Genomic DNA, 21,641 nt, shown 5'->3' on the forward strand with positions numbered 1-21,641 from the left:
GTAGCCCTACTCTTCTAGGGTGGTGCTTCTGACAAAAAAATATTCTAAGTATCGCCAGCAAGAGCTAATAGGATAGTTTGTGTTGTGGTATTAAGCGTAAAGACGAATTTGCTCTAATTCTAGTAAAAATTGAGTTTATATCAATGAATATGCCATTTATCACAGTGGCTAGCTCTACCTAATCAATATTTATAAATTAACGTAACTTTTTATGAACTTAACGCCAGACAGTAAAGTTTTAATCCAAGGCTTTTGTGAATTCATCTCAGCAACTCATATTGCTCAAATGATAAGTTATGGAACAAACTTAGTAGCTGGAGTCAATCCTGGTTATGGTGGGCAGAAAATATACGATCTGCCAGTATTCGATTTAGTAGAGCAAGTTGTTGAGAAATTCGGGCTGATTGACACTACGATTATCTGCGTACACCCTTACCAAGTATTGGATGCAGCGCTAGAAGCGATCGCTTCCGACATCCGCCAAATCATAATCATCTCACCAGGAGTACCACCATTAGATATGGTGCAACTGCTGCGTAAAGCTGAAGCAAAAGAAACCTTAATAGTAGGGCCAAACAGTCCTGGTATTATCGTACCGGGAAAAATTCTTTTAGGTACACAACCAAGCGAATTTTATACTCCAGGCTCAGTGGGAATTATCAGTCGCAGTACTACGCTTACCTATGAAATAGCTAGGGAATTAACCAAAGCTGGTTTGGGGCAGTCACTCAGTGTCAGTATTGGTAGTGATGCGATCGTCGGTTCATCATTTATTCAATGGTTGCAAATTCTAGATGAGGATGATGCTACAGAAGCAATTGTACTAGTTGGACAACCAGGTGGGGGGCGTGAAGAAGCAGCGGCACGCTACATTGCCGAAGCGATTGATAAACCAGTAGTTGCTTATATTGCAGGCATCAATGCCCCACCAGCCAAACATTGGCGTCAAACAGGAACATTAGCAGCAGTAATTGGGCGCCATCCAGACTTTGGCATAGCAAAAAGCAAATTGGCTGCTTTTTCTCAATTAAAAGTTCCCGTAGCCGAGCGCCCTTCTCAAATTCCAGAATTAGTAAGACAAGTAATTAATAAATAGTCATTTGTCCTTTGTCATCAGTCATTTGTAATTTATTTTTACTAATGACTAATGACTAAGTAGTGCTTTTGTAGCAGATTCTCCTGCTTTTTGTAATTTTCGCTGTAACTGAAAAATTAAGCCTCCTAATATGATTCCTTGAATAAGAATCGCAAAGAAGACTATGATTGAAGATAATGAACTTCCAGTAGGATACAAGACAACAAGCGGTGCAACAACTGAAAAAAGCCACACAAAAGTGACATGGTTTGGGTTATTTAATAATAAGGCTAAAATAATTACTGGTAGTACAATTACAGTCCCAATAATAGCGACAGTCCAAAATATTCGATTCTGAGTTTTCATGAATAAAGCTAGTTGGGTCAATGCTGCATAAATCATAGCTAGACTACCAGCTAAAGCGAGAGCATAAATACCATTCATTTTATTATTATTGTCATCTTGTGTTAAGACAACCAAGAAACTTAGAGAAACAATACTAATCATTGCATTTAAGGCGATTGCTACCCATACTGGACTTTTTTCTTCCCAAATTAAATCTTTGATTGTCTGACTATTCCAGAAACTCTTATAACCACAAAATTGCTGATAACGCGCCCAATCTATTAGGGATTGGCGATGAGGACTAATAGCAGCAATTAAATATAGGAATAACCAAAAATGCAAAAATAAAAGAGATGAGAGATTTTCTCTAATCATTACATGATCAGAAGCTTTAACTAAAACTGATGATTGCCAGCTTGCACATCCTATAGTTACGAATGTAAAGTAAGACGTTAGCAAATAGCTTTGCTTCTTACTTAGCATCGTGGCATTAGGATGGGAAAAACAACGCTGTAAAGCTTGCCACGCGAAACTTGTTAAAACCGTATAATTTAAAATCGTTAAGCCAACTTTAGCGATAAAACTAACTCCTATGGGAAGAGCAAACCAACGAAATGTTTCCCATGAGTCAACCGATTTAGAGACAGAATTGAGTAACAAATGTGGAATTAGAAAATATGGGTTAAAAAATCTCAGCCAAACTAAGGGGTAATCTACAGGAGTATAAGATAACCATTGTTTAGTAAAAAGAAGGAAACCAAGAACTACTCCGCTACCCAACCAAGCTTGAAAACCACCTAACCAAGAACCAACTAAGCCAAATAATAGTGCAGCACTATAGTAAAAAACACAAGCTGTAAACATCACAGCGTAAAAACAAAAAATCAATCCTAACGGAATACCTGCCGCTAATCCTGACCACAAATGCAAAGGAATTGCTAGGACTAATGTAATATAGACTAAGATTGGAACTCCTAATATTTTTCCTACTAAAATAGTTTGGGGCGACTGAGGACTAAGGCGAATAAAATTTAGCGTGTCACGACGTTCTTCTGTTGCTAAATTATTAATTAGCAGATAAATCCCTGCTACTAAGAGGGAAAAGCAGCCCATCATACTAAGCAGTGTAAATAAATCTAACCACCATAACTGCCAATTTATAACTAAATTACCAAACTCATCTAACGAGCATTGCGGAAGCCCATACAAAATCTTTCCCGTGCAATATTGATTGGTGAAACTTGTAACACTGACATCATTCGTTGTTAGTTGAACTTGGAAATACATAAATAGCAGAAATTGCCCCAGCAAAGAGACAGAGATTGCCAGTATGATGTTGCGTTTTTGTAGACGCCCTTTTATTTCCCTTAAAAACTGGGGATTCCAGTCTCCAATTTTATCTAAAAGATTTTTTATCATTGTAAACTCTCCAATAAAGTTAAGGCGCGTTAGCAAAAAACGCACCTGAAGATTTATCAATCTAACTTTCTATCAACAATGCTTTCGTAGCTGATTCACCCGCTAATCTAACTTGGCGTATTAATTGAAAATTTAACAATATCAAAAGACTAAATTCACCTAAAAGAGCAATAAAAATTGTTGGAATTGTAGTATATTCTAAAGCATTCCAAGGAAAAGTGGAAACCAACCATAAAATAGGAGCTTCACGAGGTTGAATACCCAACATTCCCAGAGATATCATTGGTAAAAATATGACTGCCCCAACAATAGCGATCGCCCAAAAATAACGCTTAGAAGTTTTTAGTAGAAGCATCCTTTGTGCTAAAGTCGCATAAATCATCATCAAAGTAATAAACAAAGCCACACCTAAAATAGCTTTAAATTGCCCAATTTCATTCAGCCAATTTAAGCTATTGGAGTGATGAGCATTTAAAATAGGTGCGATTAATATCCAAATGATGAGTGGAGTGGTAATCATCATTAGATTTATTGCCATTGTAATTACTGCTGGGCTTTTTTCAGACCAGAGCAAATCTTTTAACAGTAAATTATGCCAAAATCTCTTGTGTTTGGAAATATTCTGATGCCTATATCTTGCCCAATCTTGTATTGCTAGGCGATGAGGAGAAATAACTGCAATTAAACTAAACAAAAGTATCAAATTAAAGAACACTAGTAAAGGAAAATTTTGTCCAATTCGATAATTAATATCGTAATAGCAAGAAGAAGATAATGATGATGTGTAAGGGCTACCAGATGAGCAATAATTCCTGACGTATTGTAGGGTAAATCCCCAAAGAATTACTTGCGAATAAGCTACTAGTAGATAACTTTGACCTTTACTTAGCATTGAAGCATTTGGATTGCGGAAGCGACGCTTTAACCCTTGCCAAATCCAGTAAGTCCACAAACCATAATTCAATAATTGCAAGCCAAGTAAACTAACTAGATTTTTACCAACAGGAAGATAAAAGAATTGAACTTGTTCTAGTATTTCCCATTTATACCTATGAAATAGATTTGGGAATAGATAACCAGTTATGTCAAAAGGACTTAAAAGTTTTAACCAAGCAGCTGCATTATCCAAGTATGGGCCACTCGTAGCTATTTGTATTGTAATAGTCAAGAAAACTAAAACTATACCACTACCTAACCAAGGCTGAAAGCCGCTGAAGAAACGACTAAAAAAGCCAAATAAAAGTGCAGCGCTATAGAAGAAAACACAACTAGCAGCTAAAACAACATAAAAGCTAAAAATATGACTAAGGGCTATATTAGCGGAATGTCCTGCCCAAATATGTAAAGGAATGGCAACTCCAACAGCAAGATTAATTAAAATCGGCACTCCCAATATCTTGCCAGTTAAAATACTTATTTCTGATTGAGGACTAAGACGTAGGAAATTTAATGTACCTCGGTTTTCTTCTTGAGCTAAGTTATTGATTAATAAATAAGTACCTGCAACCAATAATGTGAAGATAAAAATGACACTGAGTGATAAAAATATATATTCCCAATGGTCTCGCCACCAAAGTTGTATGTCAATTTGGTCTAAGGGACAGAATTGATTACTACTATATAAAACATTCTGGATACTACGTTCTTCTGCCCTTAGTTGTTCTAATTGTTGTGTGAGTTCCTGAACTTTTACTGCATTCTTTGCCTTACTAAATAAAGATATTTGCTGTTGTAATTGATTAATTTGTGGGTAAAGTTGGTTCAGTTGTTGTCTGTAAGTTACACCTTTAAGACAGTAGGTGCCAGACATAGAGTATCTATTTCCGGGTAGTTCACGTAATTGATATAAAAAAAGTATTAACTGCCCGAACAGCGATGAAACAAATGTAATAATAATAGGAAAAACTTTTAGGCGACCTTTAATTTCTCTCATTAATTGCGGATTTAAATCGCCAATTCTGTTAATAAAATTGAGCATCATATATAAATTTCTCCGAAGATAAGAAGTGGAGGAAGTAGGTGACGCGGTGACGCGGTGACAAGGGGAGAACAACTAATGACTAATGACCATAAACTTATGATGCTTGTTTGTGACCTAATTTGAGGAAAATTGTTTCCAAATCTTCTTGAGTGCAGTGAAATTCAGTAATGGGAATGTCAGCTTGGATGAGCGATCGCAATAAATCTGCACAGTCTTCCTGTTTCCCAGAAAAATTCACTCGGATGCTGTTTTTTGCTGTCATCACCTCCCACTCTTGTACTAAAGGATTATTTTTCAATTCCCCCAACAATTCCTCTTGTTTTCCTAGAGTCGAGATGATGATTTGTTGGCGAGCAAGACGTTGGTAGAGTTGTTGTAGCGAGGCACTTTCTACCAAATAACCGAGTTCCATAATTCCTACAGAAGTACATAATTCTGCTAAATCACTTAGAACGTGGGAGGAAATCAATATCGTCATCCCTGCTTCCTGCAATACTTTGATGATTTCTCGAAATTGCATCCTGGCGATCGGATCAAGTCCCGAAACTGGCTCATCTAACAGCAGTAAAATCGGTTCATGGATGATTGTTCGCGCTAAACTCAGGCGTTGTTTCATGCCCCGCGATAAGGTAGAAATTAAACTGTTGCGTTTATTACTTAGCTGTATTAGCTCTAAAACTTCATGCAGGCGTCGGGTGCGGCGCGGTTCTCGCAATCGATACAAACGAGCAAAATAATCTAGGTAATCCCAAACCGTGAGTTCCTCATACAGCGGATAGTCGTCAGGTAAGTAACCAAGACGACGCTTGAGATTAAGGTTGCTGCGATCGCGCAGTAAGCGATCGCCATTAATATAAATCTCACCCGTAGTTGGTTCTTCTGCTGCTGCCAACATCCGGATGAGAGTCGTCTTTCCTGCACCATTGGGGCCAATTAACCCGTATACTTCACCTGAATAAATTTCTAAATCAACATTATTAACGGCAATGTGTCTGTCAAATTGCTTAATCAGTCCACTGGTGCGAATTGCTAATTCTTTGATCATAGCTGCTGAGGACGGCTTGTGATTAACAAATAAGCTAGCCTTTTACAGCAGCATTTGTCAGGTTCGTTTCGGAAAATGTAACTGGCTTTGAGAAAACAGTAGCGCAAAAACTCTCGTTACCAGGTTGAACCTAATATCGAGAAACGAGAACAACAGAACTGTGGCTCTCTGTCGTTGGGCTTTGCCCAACGACAGAGTATGGTACAAAATCAGGAGTATAAGTTGTCCAAAAAGGATGTTTTGTAGTGCTTTATAGACAATGTATACTTATCAGTTGTTGATTAATTTTAACTCTTCTAAAAACTGGACAGCAGTTAACAGAAAATTAACTAATTTTTTACCAGTTATTTAAGAATGTATCAAACCAAACATCATAAGAATTAGGTGGCAAGTTCATCATTTCCTTTGTGCTACTTCTCATACATAGCGTGTTTACTGTTTTTAAAATACGTTTGCTCATCTTAAAATTAACAGTGTTTATACGTATTTACCAGCCAGTAACAGCAGCACAAATTACGTAGGCTCATGGTTGTTTAATTGACAACAGACAAGCCATTATTCGATAGAGAAACTACAACCCTTGTTTGTGGATATAAAAAAACAAGCACAGATGAGGACACGCTAGATAATATTTTTTGATATCGCTACAAGCTAGCGTCAATCCTATTTGTTTACTTGCAATCAACACAACTATGAGTATACAAAAATGAGTTCAACAAAATTGGAATTGCTAGATATTTCTCGTGCAATCAACTCAACTAATGAAGAAATAGCAAATAAACTAGCCTTACAAAGTAAAAAAATAAATAAAATTTCCTTGGAAGTACTAGTTAAGCAAAAAGCCAAACTAATGGAGGCTGAAAAAAACCAAGTTACTCCTATAGCTCAGAAAGTTATAAATTGCATGATTCTAAAAATGCAAGAAATAGATGAACTCTTATCTGAGAGAAAGAAACAAGGTAAAATCAGCCGCGATGGTTACATTCGTTATCTAATTCAAGCTTGGTACTGTAGTAGCCATACCCCAGAATTTCAAGTGATATTTCATGAGCGTATAGGTCTATATATCCAATCATTACCTGAACATAAACTCAAAGAGGGAAGTAAATTTTTCCGGGCGATGGAGTCCGAATCAGACGAAGAGATAGGACATGAAATTTTAGCTCTAAGAGACTTACAACAATTAGGGGTTCAACATTTCAATTCAATTACTGATATTTTTGATGAATCTAAAAACTTGATTTTTACACAATCACAGTTACTAAATCAAAGTAATTTTCTTGGATTCTTAGGGTACTCATCCTACATGGAATTTTTGTTTGCCAAACATATTGCTTATCAACTTCAGCTTTTAAGTGAAGTAGGAATCGCTAGAGAAGCCCAAACATTTTTATACAATCACTATGTGATCGATTTAAGTCATGCTGGGCATGATATCGAGCTACTTAACTTTTTTGTTGATAGTGATGAAATTGTGAGTGTAATCAAAGAAAATATTAATGTTGTTCACTCATTATACCTGGGTATTCTTGCAAGAGCTTTCAATTAAGAACAGATTTACCTGAAAAGGAAAATGAGTGAAAATAGCAATTCATCAAACTTGCTTTTACAAGCACTATCTTGTCACACATCGACAGTAGAGTTAGCGGATCTCAAGGAAGATCGCCTAAATAATCACATGAACGCAGACATCCAGCTATCTCCATCGCTTTCCGTTGCTGAGGCTATTGTCAAAATGCTGGAAGATTTTGGAGTCAAATACGCCTTTGGTGTTTCTGGCGGAGCAATGGCAAAGCTTTGGGGTTCGCTATCAAATAGCCAGATCCAAGTTCTTCACTTTCGCCACGAAGCCGGAGCCGCTTTTGCAGCAGTTGAAGCATCTTTAGCTAGCGATCGCCCTGTCGTTGTCTTCAGCACAACAGGGCCGGGTATAACCAACGCCTTAACTGGTATAATGGCAGCCCGTGGTGAGGGAGCCAAGGTAATTTTACTATCTGCTTCTAGTTCAGCATCACAGCGCGGCAGGTGTGCTATCCAGGAAACTAACGAGCAGACAATACTTAGTGGCGGAATTTTGAAATCAGGGGCATTGTTCCATTACGCGACTACTCTAGAGTGCGCCGAACAGCTTCCACAAACTGCTCGCAGCATTGCCCTTGGCTTAACAAAACCCAACGGCTTCGTTGCCCATTTAAGTATTCCTACAGATATTCAGTCAAGTTTGGTAAATCAATCTTTACCTCAACCAGATTTATCTCTATGGCTACCTATTCCTAGCAAAGAAACAATTACCAAATGCATAGATTTGCTATCTGAAGGTAACTTTGCCATCTGGGTTGGTTTTGGTGCTAGAAGCGCCGCTAAAGAAATTCGTCAACTGGCAGAAAAAACAGGAGCCGCAGTGATATGTTCGCCTCGTGGCAAAGGAATTTTTCCTGAAGAACATCCTCAGTTCGTGGGTGTTACAGGTTTGGGCGGGCATGGCTCAGTATTCACTTATATGCAGAACCAATCTCCTTCACACATATTGGTTTTGGGAACTCGCCTTGGAGAAGCTACTTCTTTTTGGAGTAGCCAAATGATTCCTCAGGCAGGATTTATTCACGTTGATATCGATCCAGATGTTATAGGGATTGCCTATCCATCCGTACCAACTTTTTCTGTCGTGTCTGATGTCAGAACTTTTGTGCAGTCAATGTTGCAATACTTGCCAGAGAAATCTCAACAATCAAAGAAAACTGTCTTCCCTTATCCTGAACATCAGATAATTCAACCCAGTATCAGTGAACTAGTGCGCCCTGAAATCTTGATGCAAGAAATTCAGCAGGTGTTGATCGAGAACAGTGATGCGATCATCATGGCAGAATCAGGTAATTCATTTACTTGGGCAACTCACTTGCTGCGATTTACTCAACCCAACCGTTATCGAGTCAGCACTGGAGTAGGAGCGATGGGACATGCTGTTACAGGTGTTGTTGGTGCTGCTAAAGCTAGAAACGGAAAAGCGATCGCCATTGTTGGGGATGGGGCAATGTTGATGAACAATGAAATCAGCACTGCCGTGAAATACAAAATTCCTGCCGTCTGGATTGTCCTCAATGATGCACGCTACAACATGTGTGCTCAGGGAATGGCAATGCTAAAACTTGAGGGTGCAGATGCAACTATTCCCCAAACAGATTTTGTTATGATTGCTCGCGGCATTGGAGCTGATGGTATTCGCGTTGAAAAGGAATCTGACATTCGGATGGCATTGGAGAAAGCCTTGGCAACATCTATCCCGTTTGTTGTTGATGTAACTATAGATCCAACTCGGCAAGCACCATCTCGTGGACGTAATCAAGGTTTACTTGCCCAAGGAGTTGTAAATAGTCCAAACAAACACTTTTCATTCCCCTTGATACAGTAACCATTTTTGGATTTTGGCTCGGTAATTAGAAGGCAGATGGCAGAAGGAAGAGGAGTGGGAGAGGGGGAGAGGGGGACTACCCGTACGCCGGGGGCGTTCCCGCAGGGTATCGGAAGGGCAGAAGGAATAAATAGGGATTTAGAGATTAGGAAAAGGACAAGAATTGTAGAGACGCGATTAATCGCATCTCTACCCAATCACCAATCCCCAAAAACAATGGAGAAACTATGAAAGTTTTTGAAAGTTTGAGAGCAACCAATCACGAGCAAATTCTCTTTTGTCATGATCGCGAAACAAATTTGAGAGCAATTATTGCCCTTCATGATACAAGTTTGGGATTAGCTATGGGCGCAACTCGTCTTTTCCCTTATAACAGTGAGGAAGATGCATTGCGAGATGTTCTGCGTCTCAGTCGCGGTATGACATATAAAGCAGCTTGTGCCAATATTCCTGTGGGAGGTGCAAAGGCAGTTATTATTGCTAATCCTGAAGAAAAAACCGATGCCTTGCTCAAATCTTATGGACGATTTGTTGAAAGTTTGAATGGACGCTTTGTTACAGGCCAAGATGTAAATTTGTCACCGGAAGATGTGCGGACAATCAACAAAGAAACTAATTATGTTGTAGGGATTAAGGAATTAGGAGGAGGGGCAACATTAGCAACAGCGATCGGTGTTGTCTTAGCAATCAAAGCAGCAGCAGATTTTCGTTGGCAAAGAAAAAATCTCGACGGGCTAAAAATAGCAGTTCAAGGAATAGGTAATGTTGGCAAGAATCTTTGCAAAATTCTTTATGCAAATGGCGTAAAACTTTTTGTCAGCGATTTAATTCGAGACAAAGCTGAAGAAATCGCAGACCTTTATGAGGCGACAATTGTAGAACATCAGCATATTCATTCTTTGGATGTTGATGTTTTTTCTCCCTGTGCCTTAGGCGGAATTTTAAATAGCTCAAGTATTCTTCAAATTAGAGCTTCTATCATTGCTGGTGCTGCCAACAATCAACTAGAAAATGAAGAGTTACACAGCCAGCTTATTAAATCGAGAAAGATTCTTTATTGCCCAGATTATGTAATTAATGCTGGTGGTTTAATTAATGTGTATAACGAAATGATAGGTAATGATGATGAGAAAGCCCTAAGCCACGTTCGTAAGATTTATGATACTGTTTTAGAGATTTTTGATAAGGCAGAGCGTGAAGAAATTACTACATATACTGCGTCTAAATTATTAGCAGAAGAACGAATTAAAAAGCAAAAACAACAAAAAATACAGCAACAGTTATTAATAGCTTAGAAACCATTAGAACTGAAAGGTATTAACAAATGGAAAGTAATACGTTTGCTACATCTGCCTATATTGCTAATTCACCAAAAACAGCTTTTAACTTCTTGTGCCGATTGGAAACTTTAGACGAGTGGACAATTAATTGTCGAATGTTAGAGAAAGTAGATGATAATACTTGGATTGGAACTTGTGCTGGCTATCAAAGTAATTTCTATTATCATCTCCAAAAGATAGAAAACTCTCTATTTATGGGTATTGAATGGTACTGTGGATTTACTCCTGATAATTACTTCCACTGGTATCCCGTTCTTCTTTTTCCTACAAATTACATAGAGCCTGAATCAAAAGAAAAAGGAGTTTACTTCCATTGGATTAGCTTTGTAGATCCAAAGCGACGGACTCCTATGATTATGGAAGGAATTAGAACAGTACATATCTGTGAAAGTCGCTCTCTCAAAGCTATTTTAGAGCGTAATGAAGGTATTAAAGAAGCAGCCCAAGGAGAATATACCGTTGATAGTGACACAATTTATATTGATGCTCCTATCGAATTAGCACTCGAATATTTAGCAGATATAAGGAACATTGAAAATTGGTCGCATATGCTGCGAGCGCATGGTGAAATTACTCACCAATCAGGTAATTTTTTGGATGAATATAACCAAACAGTCAAAATCACATTCCGAACTCATACTCTGAATGATTATTACCTAATTGAACAAGATTACTTTTATCCTGACTACCAATTTCTCCAGCGCTGCCCAACTTTACTTATTCCCTGTTCACGTGCTTTCAATGATCCTTCTGCCCGTGGGTTTATTCTGCACCGAATCGCATTCTGGAAGGTTGGTAAAACTAACCGCCACGGCAAACTCCAAATGGAGGATTATGGGGCTGAAAATATGAATATCAAACGATTACTCGAAGCTAAAGCTGGTAATTTTGAAACCTTTGCTCGTGGCATGAGCTATATTCCAGCAGTTGCTTGAGACAATGCCAAACGCCTGGAACTAAAATTCCTCTCTTATAGCTCAAGTCTGTTAAAACGGACTAAAAACCCTATCCAGTCTACTTTAGTAGACTTTAGCTTTCAGCCAAGAAATTTATTTCTTGGCAGACAAGGCATGAACAGAAAAATTAAGAGAATTGAAGGTGTATCAATTTATGGTGGTATTAGCAGGAAATCCTTATTTAGAAGGCAACTTTGCTCCAGTAGATCTGGAATTAACAGTAGATAATCTCCAAGTAATTGGGGAAATACCTCCCGATCTTAACGGAATGTTGATTCGTAACGGCCCTAATCCCCTATTTCCATCTCAAGCTTGGTATCACTGGTTTGATGGACACGGAATGCTACACGGTGTTGAGATTAGTAATGGCAAAGCCAAATATTGCAACCGCTATATACAAACAGAAGGATGGAAAAGTGAAAAAGCAGCAGGGCGTGCAATGTCGTCAGGTTTTTTAGCGCCACCTCAACAGGGAAATCCTTCTCCTCCGGTTAACACTGCAAATACAGCTGTTGTCTGGCATGGCGATCGCTTGTTAGCTCTTTGGGAAGGGGGAGAACCTTATCAAATTGAAGTATCTGAGTTAAAAACAGTCAGTCCTTATACCTATGGCGGTGATTTGAAAAGTGCTTTCACAGCTCATCCCAAAGTTGATTTTGCAACTGGCGAGATGATGTTTTTTGGCTACTCTTGGGTAGATTTACCTTACCTGCAATATAGCGTTGTCTCACATGAGGGCAAGCTGTTGCGAACAGTGCCAATAGACTTACCAGTAGGAGTGATGATGCACGATTTTGCCATCACCGCCCACTACACAATATTTATGAACTTGCCCCTAACATTCCGTTTAGAACGCGCCCAACAGGGAAAACCACCTTTACTGTTTGAAAAAGACATTCCCAGTCGTTTTGGTATTCTGCCGCGTCACAGAGATAATAGCAGTATCCGTTGGTTTGAAGCACCTGCATGTTATATTGCTCATACTCTCAATGCCTACGAAGATGGAGACGAAGTAGTACTCATTGCCTGTCGAATGCCAAGTACTACTATGCTTGGTCTTGCAGGCAGAGCGCAAGAAATTCACAGCGATCTTGCCTTTTTGCATAAGTGGAGATTCAATCTCAAAACGGGTGCGGTAATTGAAGAACCTTTAGATGATATCCCTTCAGAATTTCCACGGGTAAACGAGCAATACTTGGGGCGTAACACTAGATATGGCTACACTTCCCGCCTGACACCCAATTCCGTACCCTTGTTCGATGGCTTAATTAAGTATGATTTTGCTACTAATAGCTCTCAAATTCACGAATTAGGGCAAGGGCGTTATGGGGGGGAGGGGGTGTTTGTACCTCGTACTCCCCATATTTCCCAGGGAGGTGAGGATGACGGTTGGTTACTCACCTTTGTTTACGATGAAGTAGCAAAAATTTCTGAACTGCTTATATTAAATGCTAAGGAAATTGTGGTTGAACCTGTCGCTCGCATTATCCTTCCCCAACGAGTTCCTTATGGGTTTCACGGCACCTGGATTGAGCAGACAAATCTAAAATCAGTAGCAATCTAATATAATTCATAAACAAAAAATTTAGTGGCTAATAGCTGTTGGCTGTTAGCCATTCTTGAGTTATATTTCTTTGTAAGTATTTTTGAATGGTATATAGTAAACATATAGACAGCAAGTAAATAAAGTAGTTTAATAATAAATTTTATTTCTAGAGAAAGATAGTAATTGCAAAAATATTCAGCTAGAATATTATATTCACTGCTGTTTATTGAATATGCTGATTTGTTGTGGTTCATCAAAATTCAGATAGCTTACTCAGCACTCCAATTAGAAAAACATCTATTGAAGGTTATAAATTTAGCTGGTTTGATTGGTTTTGTCTGTGGTATCCTCCGGGTTGGCTTATTTTATTCAATCGCCACTGGCAGCATTACCATTTAGATCCAGATGGTTGGAATTGGCTTGAATATATATTATTTTTAATTCCTGGTGGTTTTTATTTAGCACTATTGATTCGTTGGTTGCGTCTTGGATGTCGTTTACCACGTCAGAAAAATATTGAATTTGATCCCACTTATCAACAAGCTTTTCGACAAGAAATTATCGCTCCTATAGTTGAATATTATTTTCGTGGAGAACTGCTACAAATTGAAAACTTGCCATCTACAGAGCCAATGATAGTAGCAATGAATCATGCGGGAATGTCTTTTCCGTGGGATTTTCTCAGCTTGGCTTATTTATTAAATAAAGAACGGGGATGGGTAGTAAAAGTTTTGGCTGGTGTATCTTTATTTGACCATACTTGGATGGTTTGGTGGTTACCACCTGGGTGGTCAAAAGTTTTAGGTGGTGTGAGGGCAGAGTTAGATGATTTTTCTGCTGTAGTGCAAGAGCATAGAGTTGTTTTATATGCGCCAGAAGGATTACGAGGCCCAAGTAAAGGTTGGCGAAAACGTTATCAATTAGAGAAATTTGATCTCAGTTTTATTCAGTTAAGTCAACGTTTTAAAATTCCGATTTTACCTGTTGTTTGCATTGGCAACGAAAGCTTGCATCCTTGGACTATTAATCTCCAAAAATTTCAGCAGCTATTTAATTTACCATTTTTGCCTATCTCACCTTTGATGCCATTTTTTATTCTCTTTCCTTCTATGGGTGTTTGGGCAATGAGAAGTCATTTGCGTTATTTTATTCAACCACTGAAACCAGCAGTAAGCTGTGAGCAGCAATTCGAGAATAAACGTTCTTTTGCTTTTCAACAAGCACAAATATTGCGAGAAAAAATGCAAAGTCAAATTAATTATTTATTAAATAAAAATATTGAAAAGAAAGCGTAAACAGTTCTCATCAAGAGTCTGCACCAGCACCAAAGCGATATCCCTTACCATATACGCTGTGAATCAATTGTGTTTCTCCAGCAAACTCTATCTTGCGACGTAATAGGCGCACTAATGCAGCAATAACATTACTACTGGGTTGCTCATTATCTTTCCACAAATTTTGCATAATTTGAGTATGAGTAAGCAATTTACCAGTATTTTCCATAAAATATTGCAGCAGTTGGCTTTCTTTTTCCGATAGTTCAATTGCCCGCCCTTGCCGATAGGCGATTTGACTTTCACAATCAAGTTCTAAATCAGCCACCGTTAAGCGACTTGTCGGTATAATGGGCGCTTGAGAACTAGAACGCCGCAACAAAGCGCGGACTCTTGCTAGTAACTCCCGCAGCTCAAAAGGTTTAACTAAATAATCATCTGCACCCGCATCTAAACCTTCTACGCGATCGTCAAGAGTATCTTTAGCAGTGAGAAACAGTACAGGAGTTGCAACACCTTGGCAGCGTAATTCCTGACAAATCTCCAATCCCGTGTTGCCAGGCAACATCCAGTCTAAAATTAGTAGATCGTAATTGCCTGTTTGTGCTAGTTTGCGGCCATCTATTCCATTGTAAGCAGCATCCACACTGTATCCCTCACGAGTTAATACACGGCTCAAGGGATCGGTAAGTTCAGTTTCATCATCAACTAGCAAAATTTTCATAATTACAGCAGAATTCAGAATTCAGAAGTAAAATAGGCTTTTTACCTGGCTTTTAGACCTATATTGTGTACTTTATTAACTTGCAATACGCTGTAACTTTAAATTCTAAGATTTGAATTTTCAAATCAGACGCCCATGTGATAAATCACATAACGAGGGAATGAAAATTTCTTTTCTCTAGCCTCTAGCCCCTAGTCCCTAGCCCCTATTTTCAGGACAGCTATTTATAGGAAAATCCTACAACCAAGCATGAAAATCCAATTCCCTGTCACCTATTTTCAAATTTGACCCTAACAAGTAACCCCTTCATTTACAATCTAAAATCGGAAAACTAAAATTGCCATATGCTGACTGTCGCATTGCCAAAAGGGGAACTTCTCAAACATAGCATCCGCCTGCTACAAACTGTGGGACTGGATTTTAGTGCTTTTTTAGACTCAGGAAATCGACAACTGCAAATTACAGATACTAATGGTATAGCTAAAGGACTTCTTGTGCGGGCGCAGGATGTCCCAGTATACGTAGAGTACGGTCAAGCACAACTGGGTATAGTTGGTTATGACGTTCTGCGAGAGAAAAAACCACTAATAGCACAGTTAGTTGATTTGCGCTTTGGTTATTGTCGGATGTCGGTAGCAGTTAAGCAATCAAGTTCTTACCGATCGCCTTTGGATTTACCTGCACATGGTAGAGTGGCATCTAAATATGTAAACTGCGCCCGTGAATATTTCCACAGCTTAGATTTACCCGTGGAAATTGTACCTTTATACGGTTCTGTTGAACTAGGGCCAATTACGGGTATGTCGGAGGCAATTGTTGATTTAGTATCTACAGGGCGGACGTTACGCGAAAATGGCTTGATGGAAATTGCAACGCTGTATGAAAGTACGGCACGATTGATTGCCCATCCTCTGAGTTATCGGTTGAATACAGATAATCTCAATGATTTGATTGCCAATATTAGAGAGGCGATTTTGGCAGCAGCGTAGCAGAGTATTGTATGGAGGGGACGTTATTAGATCCCGCCTATACAAGAACTCTACAGAGAACACTTTACAATAGAAAATAGAAACATTGTGGCTTGACTCACCCAAAGATGGCAACAAAAACGATGCCTGCAATAAACCTCTACGAGAACGATTTTTACGCCTGGACACAGGAACAAGCAAGGTTACTCCGTGACAAAAAGTGGAGCCAGATCGATTTGCCAAACTTGATAGAGGAGATTGAATCTTTGGGTAAGCAGCAACGCCAGGAACTTCGCAACCGTTTGAGCGTGTTGATTGGGCATTTGCTGAAATGGGAATACCAACCCCAACATCGTAGTCGAAGCTGGCTGACAACCCTTCGGGTACAGCGCCGCAATACATTAAGATTGCTAAAAGACAACCCAAGCCTCAAACTTTATCTTGATGATGCACTGCAAGAAGCATATGAAAATGCTAGAGACCTAGCAATGGGAGAAACCGATTTACCAAAGCAAACTTTTCCACTTGCTTGTCCCTACAACTTAACCGAGATTATGGATGATCGCTTTTATCCCGGTGAGCCGAGTGAATTAGTAGACAATTCGGGAGCTTGAACACTTCTAAATCAACCTATTTGCAATGCTCGCCACTGTGCTGCTTTTATATCCATCTGTGTGATAAACCCATCTTTTCCATCCATGTAGCTCTCAATATTATCAGGATATTTCTTTGCAAGTTCGCACTTGAGATCGCTATACTTCTGCGCATCTTCGGGATGGGCAATCATATAATCTCGAAACGTTAAGTGACGCTCTATCTGCACCGAACCAACTTCAAATGCGTGAATATGGTGTGTTCTTATACCTGCTTGATTATGCTTGCGGAAATAACGGCGTCCTAGTATACCATACTCACCCATCACTTCATAACCCAATGCTTCGATTGCAGAATTGTGTTCATCGACTTTTGTAATATCTTTAACCTCAACCAAAATATCAATAATCGGCTTGGCATGAATTTGAGGAATGGCTGTGCTGCCAATGTGATGTACTGCAACTACATTTTCACTAAATGCAAGTGCAATCTGCTTCGACTCAGTTGCAAATACTTCTTGCCAATTTTGATTGTAGGGGACAACTTCTACTCTGAAGAAGTTTACGTTCTTTGACATGGCTAATCATTTCCACTGGCGTGGCAAGGCTAAAAGGGCGCATTAAACCTTTTGCACTCATTCTAGTTTTAAACAACTCAACCACAGAGATTTTATCGGTATTTATTGGTGTCCATCTGTGGTTGTAATTAACTCAGGTTGTTATTGCTGCAAGAAGTCTATATATATTTAGTAGTCAAGTTCTGCTTGGCGCTACTACGAGCCGTTTCTACCGTATCATTTTAGTTGTGTCATGCCACTACAGCCTGCATCAAAAAAATACACTCAACACCCGCTTGATTCCAGATACTTTGAAAGGGGTACTAAGATTTCTGACACTCCTCTAATTCCTCACAACTTCCTCAATTTTTCCTCTTAACCTTCAAAGTAGATCGGTACAAACAAAGTTAACTAGGTCGTCATTAGTCATTAGTAAGAGCTCCAGCCATTGTTAAATTCCTTTAAATCTTATTCTCGCCAGGTGAAAAGGCTGAAGGAAATGAAAACTAAAACTTTTGCAACTATAGATGGTAATGAAGCGGCTGCTCAAGTTGTCTACAAACTCAACGAAGTAATTGCGATTTATCCGATTACTCCCTCTTCACCTATGGCTGAGTGGGCAGATGCTTGGGCTTGTGAAGGCAAAACCAATATTTGGGGAAATGTTCCGACGGTAGTGCAAATGCAAAGTGAAGGTGGTGTTGCAGGTACGGTACATGGTGCTCTGCAAACTGGCTCGCTGACAACCACATTTACAGCATCACAGGGATTATTGTTGATGATCCCAAATATGTACAAAATTGCCGGGGAATTAACACCTACGGTTTTTCATGTAGCCGCGCGATCGCTTGCCGCCCAAGCCCTCTCCATTTTTGGCGATCATAGCGATGTGATGGCAACCCGCACCACTGGCTTTGCCATGCTGTGTGCCGCCTCACCACAAGAAGCCCATGATTTTGCTTTAATCTCCACACGGGCAACTTTAGAATCAAGGGTGCCTTTTGTACACTTTTTTGACGGCTTCCGCACTTCCCACGAAATTAACAAACTCGAACTGTTAACTGAAGAAGATTTACGCAGCTTTATTCCAGATGAGTTAGTACTAGCTCATCGGCAGCGCGCCCTCACTCCTGATCAACCCGTCTTACGCGGCACGGCACAAAACCCCGATGTTTACTTCCAAGCCAGGGAAACTGTTAACCCTTACTATTTAGCTTGCCCAGATATTACCCAAAAAGTCATGGACGAATTTGCCGCTATGACAGGGCGGCAGTACAAACTCTTTGAATACTACGGCGATGTCACCGCCGAACGAGTAATTGTCCTTATGGGTTCCGGTTGCGAGGCAGTGCATGAAACAGTAGATTACCTCAATGCCCAAGGTGAAAAAGTCGGTGTGGTGAAAGTGCGGTTGTATCGTCCTTTTGATAGCAAGCGCTTTGTCGCCGCCTTACCAGAAACAACAAAAGCGATCGCTGTTCTCGATCGCACTAAAGAACCAGGGGCAGCAGGTGAACCACTGTATTTGGATGTTGTCACTGCCTTGCATGAAGCATGGCAATTAAAGGACAAGGAGACAAGGAGACAAGGAGACAAGGAGAAGGATTTTTCCCTCTCCCCCACTCTCCCCCTCTCCCCCTCTCCCCTTCCTCAAATCATTGGTGGTCGTTACGGTTTATCATCTAAAGAATTCACGCCAGCGATGATTAAAGGTATTTTCGACAATCTTGTTGCCAGGGAACTCAAAAATCATTTCACCATCGGCATCAATGATGATGTTACCCACACCAGCTTAGATTACGATCCCAACTTCAACATCGAACCAGACAGCGTAGTTCGAGCTATTTTTTACGGCTTGGGTTCTGATGGTACTGTGGGAGCTAACAAAAACTCGATCAAGATTATTGGGGAAGAAACAAACAATTACGCCCAAGGCTACTTTGTCTACGACTCAAAAAAATCGGGCTCTATTACAGTTTCTCACCTGCGCTTTGGCCCCCAACCGATTCGTTCTACTTATTTGGTGAATCAAGCTAACTTTGTTGCCTGTCATCAGTGGGGATTTTTGGAACAATTGGATATGCTCGCGCACATTGTTCCCGGTGGTACTTTCTTGCTCAATAGCCCCTACAACCACGAGGAAGTATGGAACCGCTTGCCGCGATTAGTGCAGGAGCAAATAATTCAAAAGCAACTGAAGTTCTACGTCATTAATGCCTACAAAGTCGCCCGCGAAGCTGGAATGGGTGGACGAATTAACACCGTCATGCAAGTTTGTTTCTTTGCCGTATCTGGAGTATTGCCACGAGAGGAAGCGATCGCCCAAATTAAGAAATCAATCCGCAAAACCTATGGCAAGAAAGGCAACGAAATTGTGCAAATGAACCTGGATGCTGTAGATCGGACGCTCGACAATCTCTATGAAGTCCAAGACGAGCATCGCGTTGATAGTAATATCGAACAGCATCCAGCAGTACCCGACACCGCACCCGCATTTGTACGAGATGTCTTGGGTAAAATGATTGCTAAGTGTGGCGACGAACTACCAGTCAGTAGTTTACCTGTAGATGGTACTTATCCGACTGGCACGGCGAAATGGGAAAAACGCAACATTACCCAAGAAATACCTGTTTGGGAACCGGATGTCTGCGTTCAGTGCGGTAAGTGTGTGATGGTATGTCCCCATAGCGTCATCCGCAGCAAGGTTTACGAACCACGAATGTTAGAAAATGCACCATCTACTTTCAAGAGTAGGGATGCTAAAGACCACGATTGGAAGGGTTTAAAATTCACTATTCAAGTCGCAGCAGAAGATTGTACAGGATGCGGAATTTGCGTAGATGTTTGCCCGGCGAAGAATAAAGCAGAACCTCGCCGCAAGGCAATCAATATGGAACCGCAACTGCCATTACGGACACAAGAGCGAGAAAATTGGGATTTCTTTTTAAATATTCCTAATCCTGATCGCCGCCAGTTGAAGCTAAACCATATTAACCAACAGCAGATGCAAGAACCGCTATTTGAATTTTCTGGAGCTTGCGCTGGTTGTGGCGAGACACCGTACATTAAGTTAGCTACCCAGTTATTTGGCGATCGCATGATTGTTGCCAACGCCACTGGCTGTTCTTCTATTTACGGCGGTAACTTACCGACAACTCCCTGGACGCAAAATGCCGAAGGAAAAGGCCCCGCGTGGGCGAATTCCCTATTTGAAGATAACGCCGAGTTTGGCTTAGGATTCCGGATTTCGATGGATAAACAAGCAGAAATCGCTGCCCAATTACTCCAACAATTGGCAACCGAAGTAGGTGAAGAACTAGCAAATAGTATCCTCAATGCCCAGCAAAAAGACGAAGCAGATATTTGGGAACAACGCGAGCGAGTAGAATTACTGAAGCGACGGATAGATGAACTGCTGGATGCAAAGATAGGTATTGAACTTAAAACTCAAAAATCCAAACTCCAAAATCTCAAATCCCTGGCTAATTACCTAGTTAAAAAGAGCGTTTGGATGATTGGTGGGGATGGTTGGGCATATGATATTGGCTTTGGCGGACTGGATCACGTCTTAGCATCAGGACGCAACGTAAATATCCTCGTTCTTGACACTGAGGTATATTCTAACACTGGCGGACAAATGTCCAAAGCTACACCAAAAGCAGCTGTAGCAAAATTTGCTGCTGGCGGTAAACCAGCTGCTAAAAAAGACTTGGGCTTAATGGCAATGACCTATGGCAACGTCTATGTTGCCAGCGTTGCAATGGGCGCACGGGATGAACACACGCTTAAGGCATTTCTTGAAGCAGAAGCTTATGACGGCCCATCACTGATTATCGCTTACAGCCATTGTATAGCACACGGTATCAACATGAGTACAGCAATGCAAAATCAAAAAGCTGCTGTAGATTCAGGTCGGTGGTTGTTGTATCGGTTTAATCCCGATCGCATTAAGTTGGGCGAAAACCCACTGCAACTCGACTCGCGAACACCAAAAATTCCAGTCGAACAATCAATGTATCTAGAGAACCGCTTTAAGATGCTCACCAAGAGCAACCCAGAAGAAGCGAAGCGGCTACTTTTGGAAGTACAACATGACGTGAATGTGCGCTTTTCAATGTACCAGTATTTGGCAGCGCAGCAGGTGGAAAAACTCAACGGACATAGCGCTGACACCAAAAGTACAGGCAATCTCAAACAGTTGGTATCCCAGTAAAGCTTGTTAGTTGCCATTAGCCATTCTGGCTTCTGTCTTGAAGGAGGGTGTAGGGGTATAGAAGGAGGGTGTAGGGGTATAAGGGTGTAGGGGTGTAGGAGAAACAAAATCTTACTCCTTCTGCCATCTGCCGTTTGCCTTCTGCCTTATTTTCAGATTAACCATTCACAGTTTTGGAAAAAGAAGATGGATTTAA

Annotated in this window: 15 protein-coding genes; 10 read left to right on the forward strand and 5 right to left on the reverse strand. The window is 40.3% G+C overall.

Annotated elements, in window-relative coordinates; translation table 11 throughout:
* Positions 1-211: 211 nt before the first annotated feature.
* The gene (locus U2718_RS22020) at positions 212-1,096 is read left to right on the forward strand and encodes a succinate--CoA ligase subunit alpha (protein ID WP_289788747.1); all 885 of its coding nucleotides are present in this window, start codon (positions 212-214) and stop codon (positions 1,094-1,096) included.
* A 48-nt stretch (positions 1,097-1,144) separates the two neighbouring features.
* On the opposite strand, the gene U2718_RS22025 is transcribed toward U2718_RS22020, so the two are convergent.
* The 3 genes from U2718_RS22025 to U2718_RS22035 form a co-directional block, all read right to left on the reverse strand.
* Positions 1,145-2,839 carry a hypothetical protein gene (locus U2718_RS22025; protein WP_341996898.1) on the reverse strand — a complete coding sequence of 565 codons (1,695 nt, stop codon included), beginning with the start codon at positions 2,837-2,839 and terminating at the stop codon, positions 1,145-1,147.
* Between the two features lie 61 nt (positions 2,840-2,900).
* The gene (locus tag U2718_RS22030; RefSeq protein ID WP_341996896.1) at positions 2,901-4,820 is read right to left on the reverse strand and encodes an ABC transporter permease subunit; all 1,920 of its coding nucleotides are present in this window, start codon (positions 4,818-4,820) and stop codon (positions 2,901-2,903) included.
* A 94-nt stretch (positions 4,821-4,914) separates the two neighbouring features.
* Complete coding sequence (locus tag U2718_RS22035; RefSeq protein WP_341996894.1) at positions 4,915-5,865, reverse strand: ABC transporter ATP-binding protein; 951 nt, start codon at positions 5,863-5,865, stop codon at positions 4,915-4,917.
* A gap of 706 nt (positions 5,866-6,571) precedes the next feature.
* On the opposite strand from U2718_RS22035, the gene U2718_RS22040 reads away from it, so the two are divergent.
* From U2718_RS22040 to U2718_RS22065, 6 genes are all read left to right on the forward strand, one after another.
* Positions 6,572-7,414: an iron-containing redox enzyme family protein gene (locus U2718_RS22040; protein ID WP_341996892.1), complete on the forward strand. Its 843-nt coding sequence runs from the start codon at positions 6,572-6,574 to the stop codon at positions 7,412-7,414.
* A gap of 129 nt (positions 7,415-7,543) precedes the next feature.
* Positions 7,544-9,274, forward strand: a complete 1,731-nt coding sequence (locus U2718_RS22045; RefSeq protein WP_341997226.1) for a thiamine pyrophosphate-dependent enzyme — start codon at positions 7,544-7,546, stop codon at positions 9,272-9,274.
* Positions 9,275-9,501: 227 nt separating this feature from the next.
* Entirely contained in the window at positions 9,502-10,569 is a 1,068-nt protein-coding gene (locus tag U2718_RS22050) for a Glu/Leu/Phe/Val dehydrogenase dimerization domain-containing protein (protein ID WP_341996890.1), read from the forward strand.
* A 29-nt stretch (positions 10,570-10,598) separates the two neighbouring features.
* Positions 10,599-11,549 (forward strand): scytonemin biosynthesis cyclase/decarboxylase ScyC, encoded by a 951-nt coding sequence (gene scyC, locus U2718_RS22055; RefSeq protein ID WP_341996887.1) that lies wholly within the window; start codon positions 10,599-10,601, stop codon positions 11,547-11,549.
* Between the two features lie 175 nt (positions 11,550-11,724).
* Complete coding sequence (locus U2718_RS22060) at positions 11,725-13,134, forward strand: carotenoid oxygenase family protein (protein ID WP_341996885.1); 1,410 nt, start codon at positions 11,725-11,727, stop codon at positions 13,132-13,134.
* 227 nt (positions 13,135-13,361) lie between these two features.
* Positions 13,362-14,411, forward strand: coding sequence for a 1-acyl-sn-glycerol-3-phosphate acyltransferase (locus U2718_RS22065; RefSeq protein ID WP_341996883.1), 1,050 nt, complete (start codon positions 13,362-13,364; stop codon positions 14,409-14,411).
* A 10-nt stretch (positions 14,412-14,421) separates the two neighbouring features.
* Here U2718_RS22065 and rppA read toward each other — a convergent pair whose 3' ends face one another.
* Positions 14,422-15,114, reverse strand: a complete 693-nt coding sequence (gene rppA, locus U2718_RS22070) for a two-component system response regulator RppA (RefSeq protein ID WP_341996882.1) — start codon at positions 15,112-15,114, stop codon at positions 14,422-14,424.
* Between the two features lie 344 nt (positions 15,115-15,458).
* On the opposite strand from rppA, the gene hisG reads away from it, so the two are divergent.
* Entirely contained in the window at positions 15,459-16,103 is a 645-nt protein-coding gene (hisG, locus tag U2718_RS22075) for an ATP phosphoribosyltransferase (RefSeq protein WP_341996880.1), read from the forward strand.
* 107 nt (positions 16,104-16,210) lie between these two features.
* Positions 16,211-16,696 carry a DUF29 domain-containing protein gene (locus U2718_RS22080; protein ID WP_411813349.1) on the forward strand — a complete coding sequence of 162 codons (486 nt, stop codon included), beginning with the start codon at positions 16,211-16,213 and terminating at the stop codon, positions 16,694-16,696.
* Between the two features lie 11 nt (positions 16,697-16,707).
* Here the strand turns inward: U2718_RS22080 and U2718_RS22085 are convergent, their stop codons facing one another.
* On the reverse strand, positions 16,708-17,253 hold the full coding sequence (locus tag U2718_RS22085) for a GrpB family protein (RefSeq protein ID WP_341996877.1): 546 nt from the start codon (positions 17,251-17,253) through the stop codon (positions 16,708-16,710).
* 478 nt (positions 17,254-17,731) lie between these two features.
* On the opposite strand from U2718_RS22085, the gene nifJ reads away from it, so the two are divergent.
* Complete coding sequence (gene nifJ, locus U2718_RS22090; protein WP_341996875.1) at positions 17,732-21,445, forward strand: pyruvate:ferredoxin (flavodoxin) oxidoreductase; 3,714 nt, start codon at positions 17,732-17,734, stop codon at positions 21,443-21,445.
* Positions 21,446-21,641: the final 196 nt, after the last annotated feature.

Source organism: Chlorogloeopsis sp. ULAP02 (assembly GCF_038404745.2).
GTDB lineage: Bacteria > Cyanobacteriota > Cyanobacteriia > Cyanobacteriales > Nostocaceae > Chlorogloeopsis.

Bases quoted from the DNA above. Each gene is read 5' to 3' on its own strand.
- U2718_RS22020 (WP_289788747.1), top strand. From the start codon at position 212: ATGAACTTAACGCCAGACAGTAAAGTTTTAATCCAAGGCTTTTGTGAA.
- U2718_RS22025 (WP_341996898.1), bottom strand. From the start codon at position 2,839: ATGATAAAAAATCTTTTAGATAAAATTGGAGACTGGAATCCCCAGTTT.
- U2718_RS22030 (WP_341996896.1), bottom strand. From the start codon at position 4,820: ATGATGCTCAATTTTATTAACAGAATTGGCGATTTAAATCCGCAATTA.
- U2718_RS22035 (WP_341996894.1), bottom strand. From the start codon at position 5,865: ATGATCAAAGAATTAGCAATTCGCACCAGTGGACTGATTAAGCAATTT.
- U2718_RS22040 (WP_341996892.1), top strand. From the start codon at position 6,572: ATGAGTTCAACAAAATTGGAATTGCTAGATATTTCTCGTGCAATCAAC.
- U2718_RS22045 (WP_341997226.1), top strand. From the start codon at position 7,544: ATGAACGCAGACATCCAGCTATCTCCATCGCTTTCCGTTGCTGAGGCT.
- U2718_RS22050 (WP_341996890.1), top strand. From the start codon at position 9,502: ATGAAAGTTTTTGAAAGTTTGAGAGCAACCAATCACGAGCAAATTCTC.
- scyC (WP_341996887.1), top strand. From the start codon at position 10,599: ATGGAAAGTAATACGTTTGCTACATCTGCCTATATTGCTAATTCACCA.
- U2718_RS22060 (WP_341996885.1), top strand. From the start codon at position 11,725: ATGGTGGTATTAGCAGGAAATCCTTATTTAGAAGGCAACTTTGCTCCA.
- rppA (WP_341996882.1), bottom strand. From the start codon at position 15,114: ATGAAAATTTTGCTAGTTGATGATGAAACTGAACTTACCGATCCCTTG.
- hisG (WP_341996880.1), top strand. From the start codon at position 15,459: ATGCTGACTGTCGCATTGCCAAAAGGGGAACTTCTCAAACATAGCATC.
- U2718_RS22080 (WP_411813349.1), top strand. From the start codon at position 16,211: ATGGCAACAAAAACGATGCCTGCAATAAACCTCTACGAGAACGATTTT.
- U2718_RS22085 (WP_341996877.1), bottom strand. From the start codon at position 17,253: ATGTCAAAGAACGTAAACTTCTTCAGAGTAGAAGTTGTCCCCTACAAT.
- nifJ (WP_341996875.1), top strand. From the start codon at position 17,732: ATGAAAACTAAAACTTTTGCAACTATAGATGGTAATGAAGCGGCTGCT.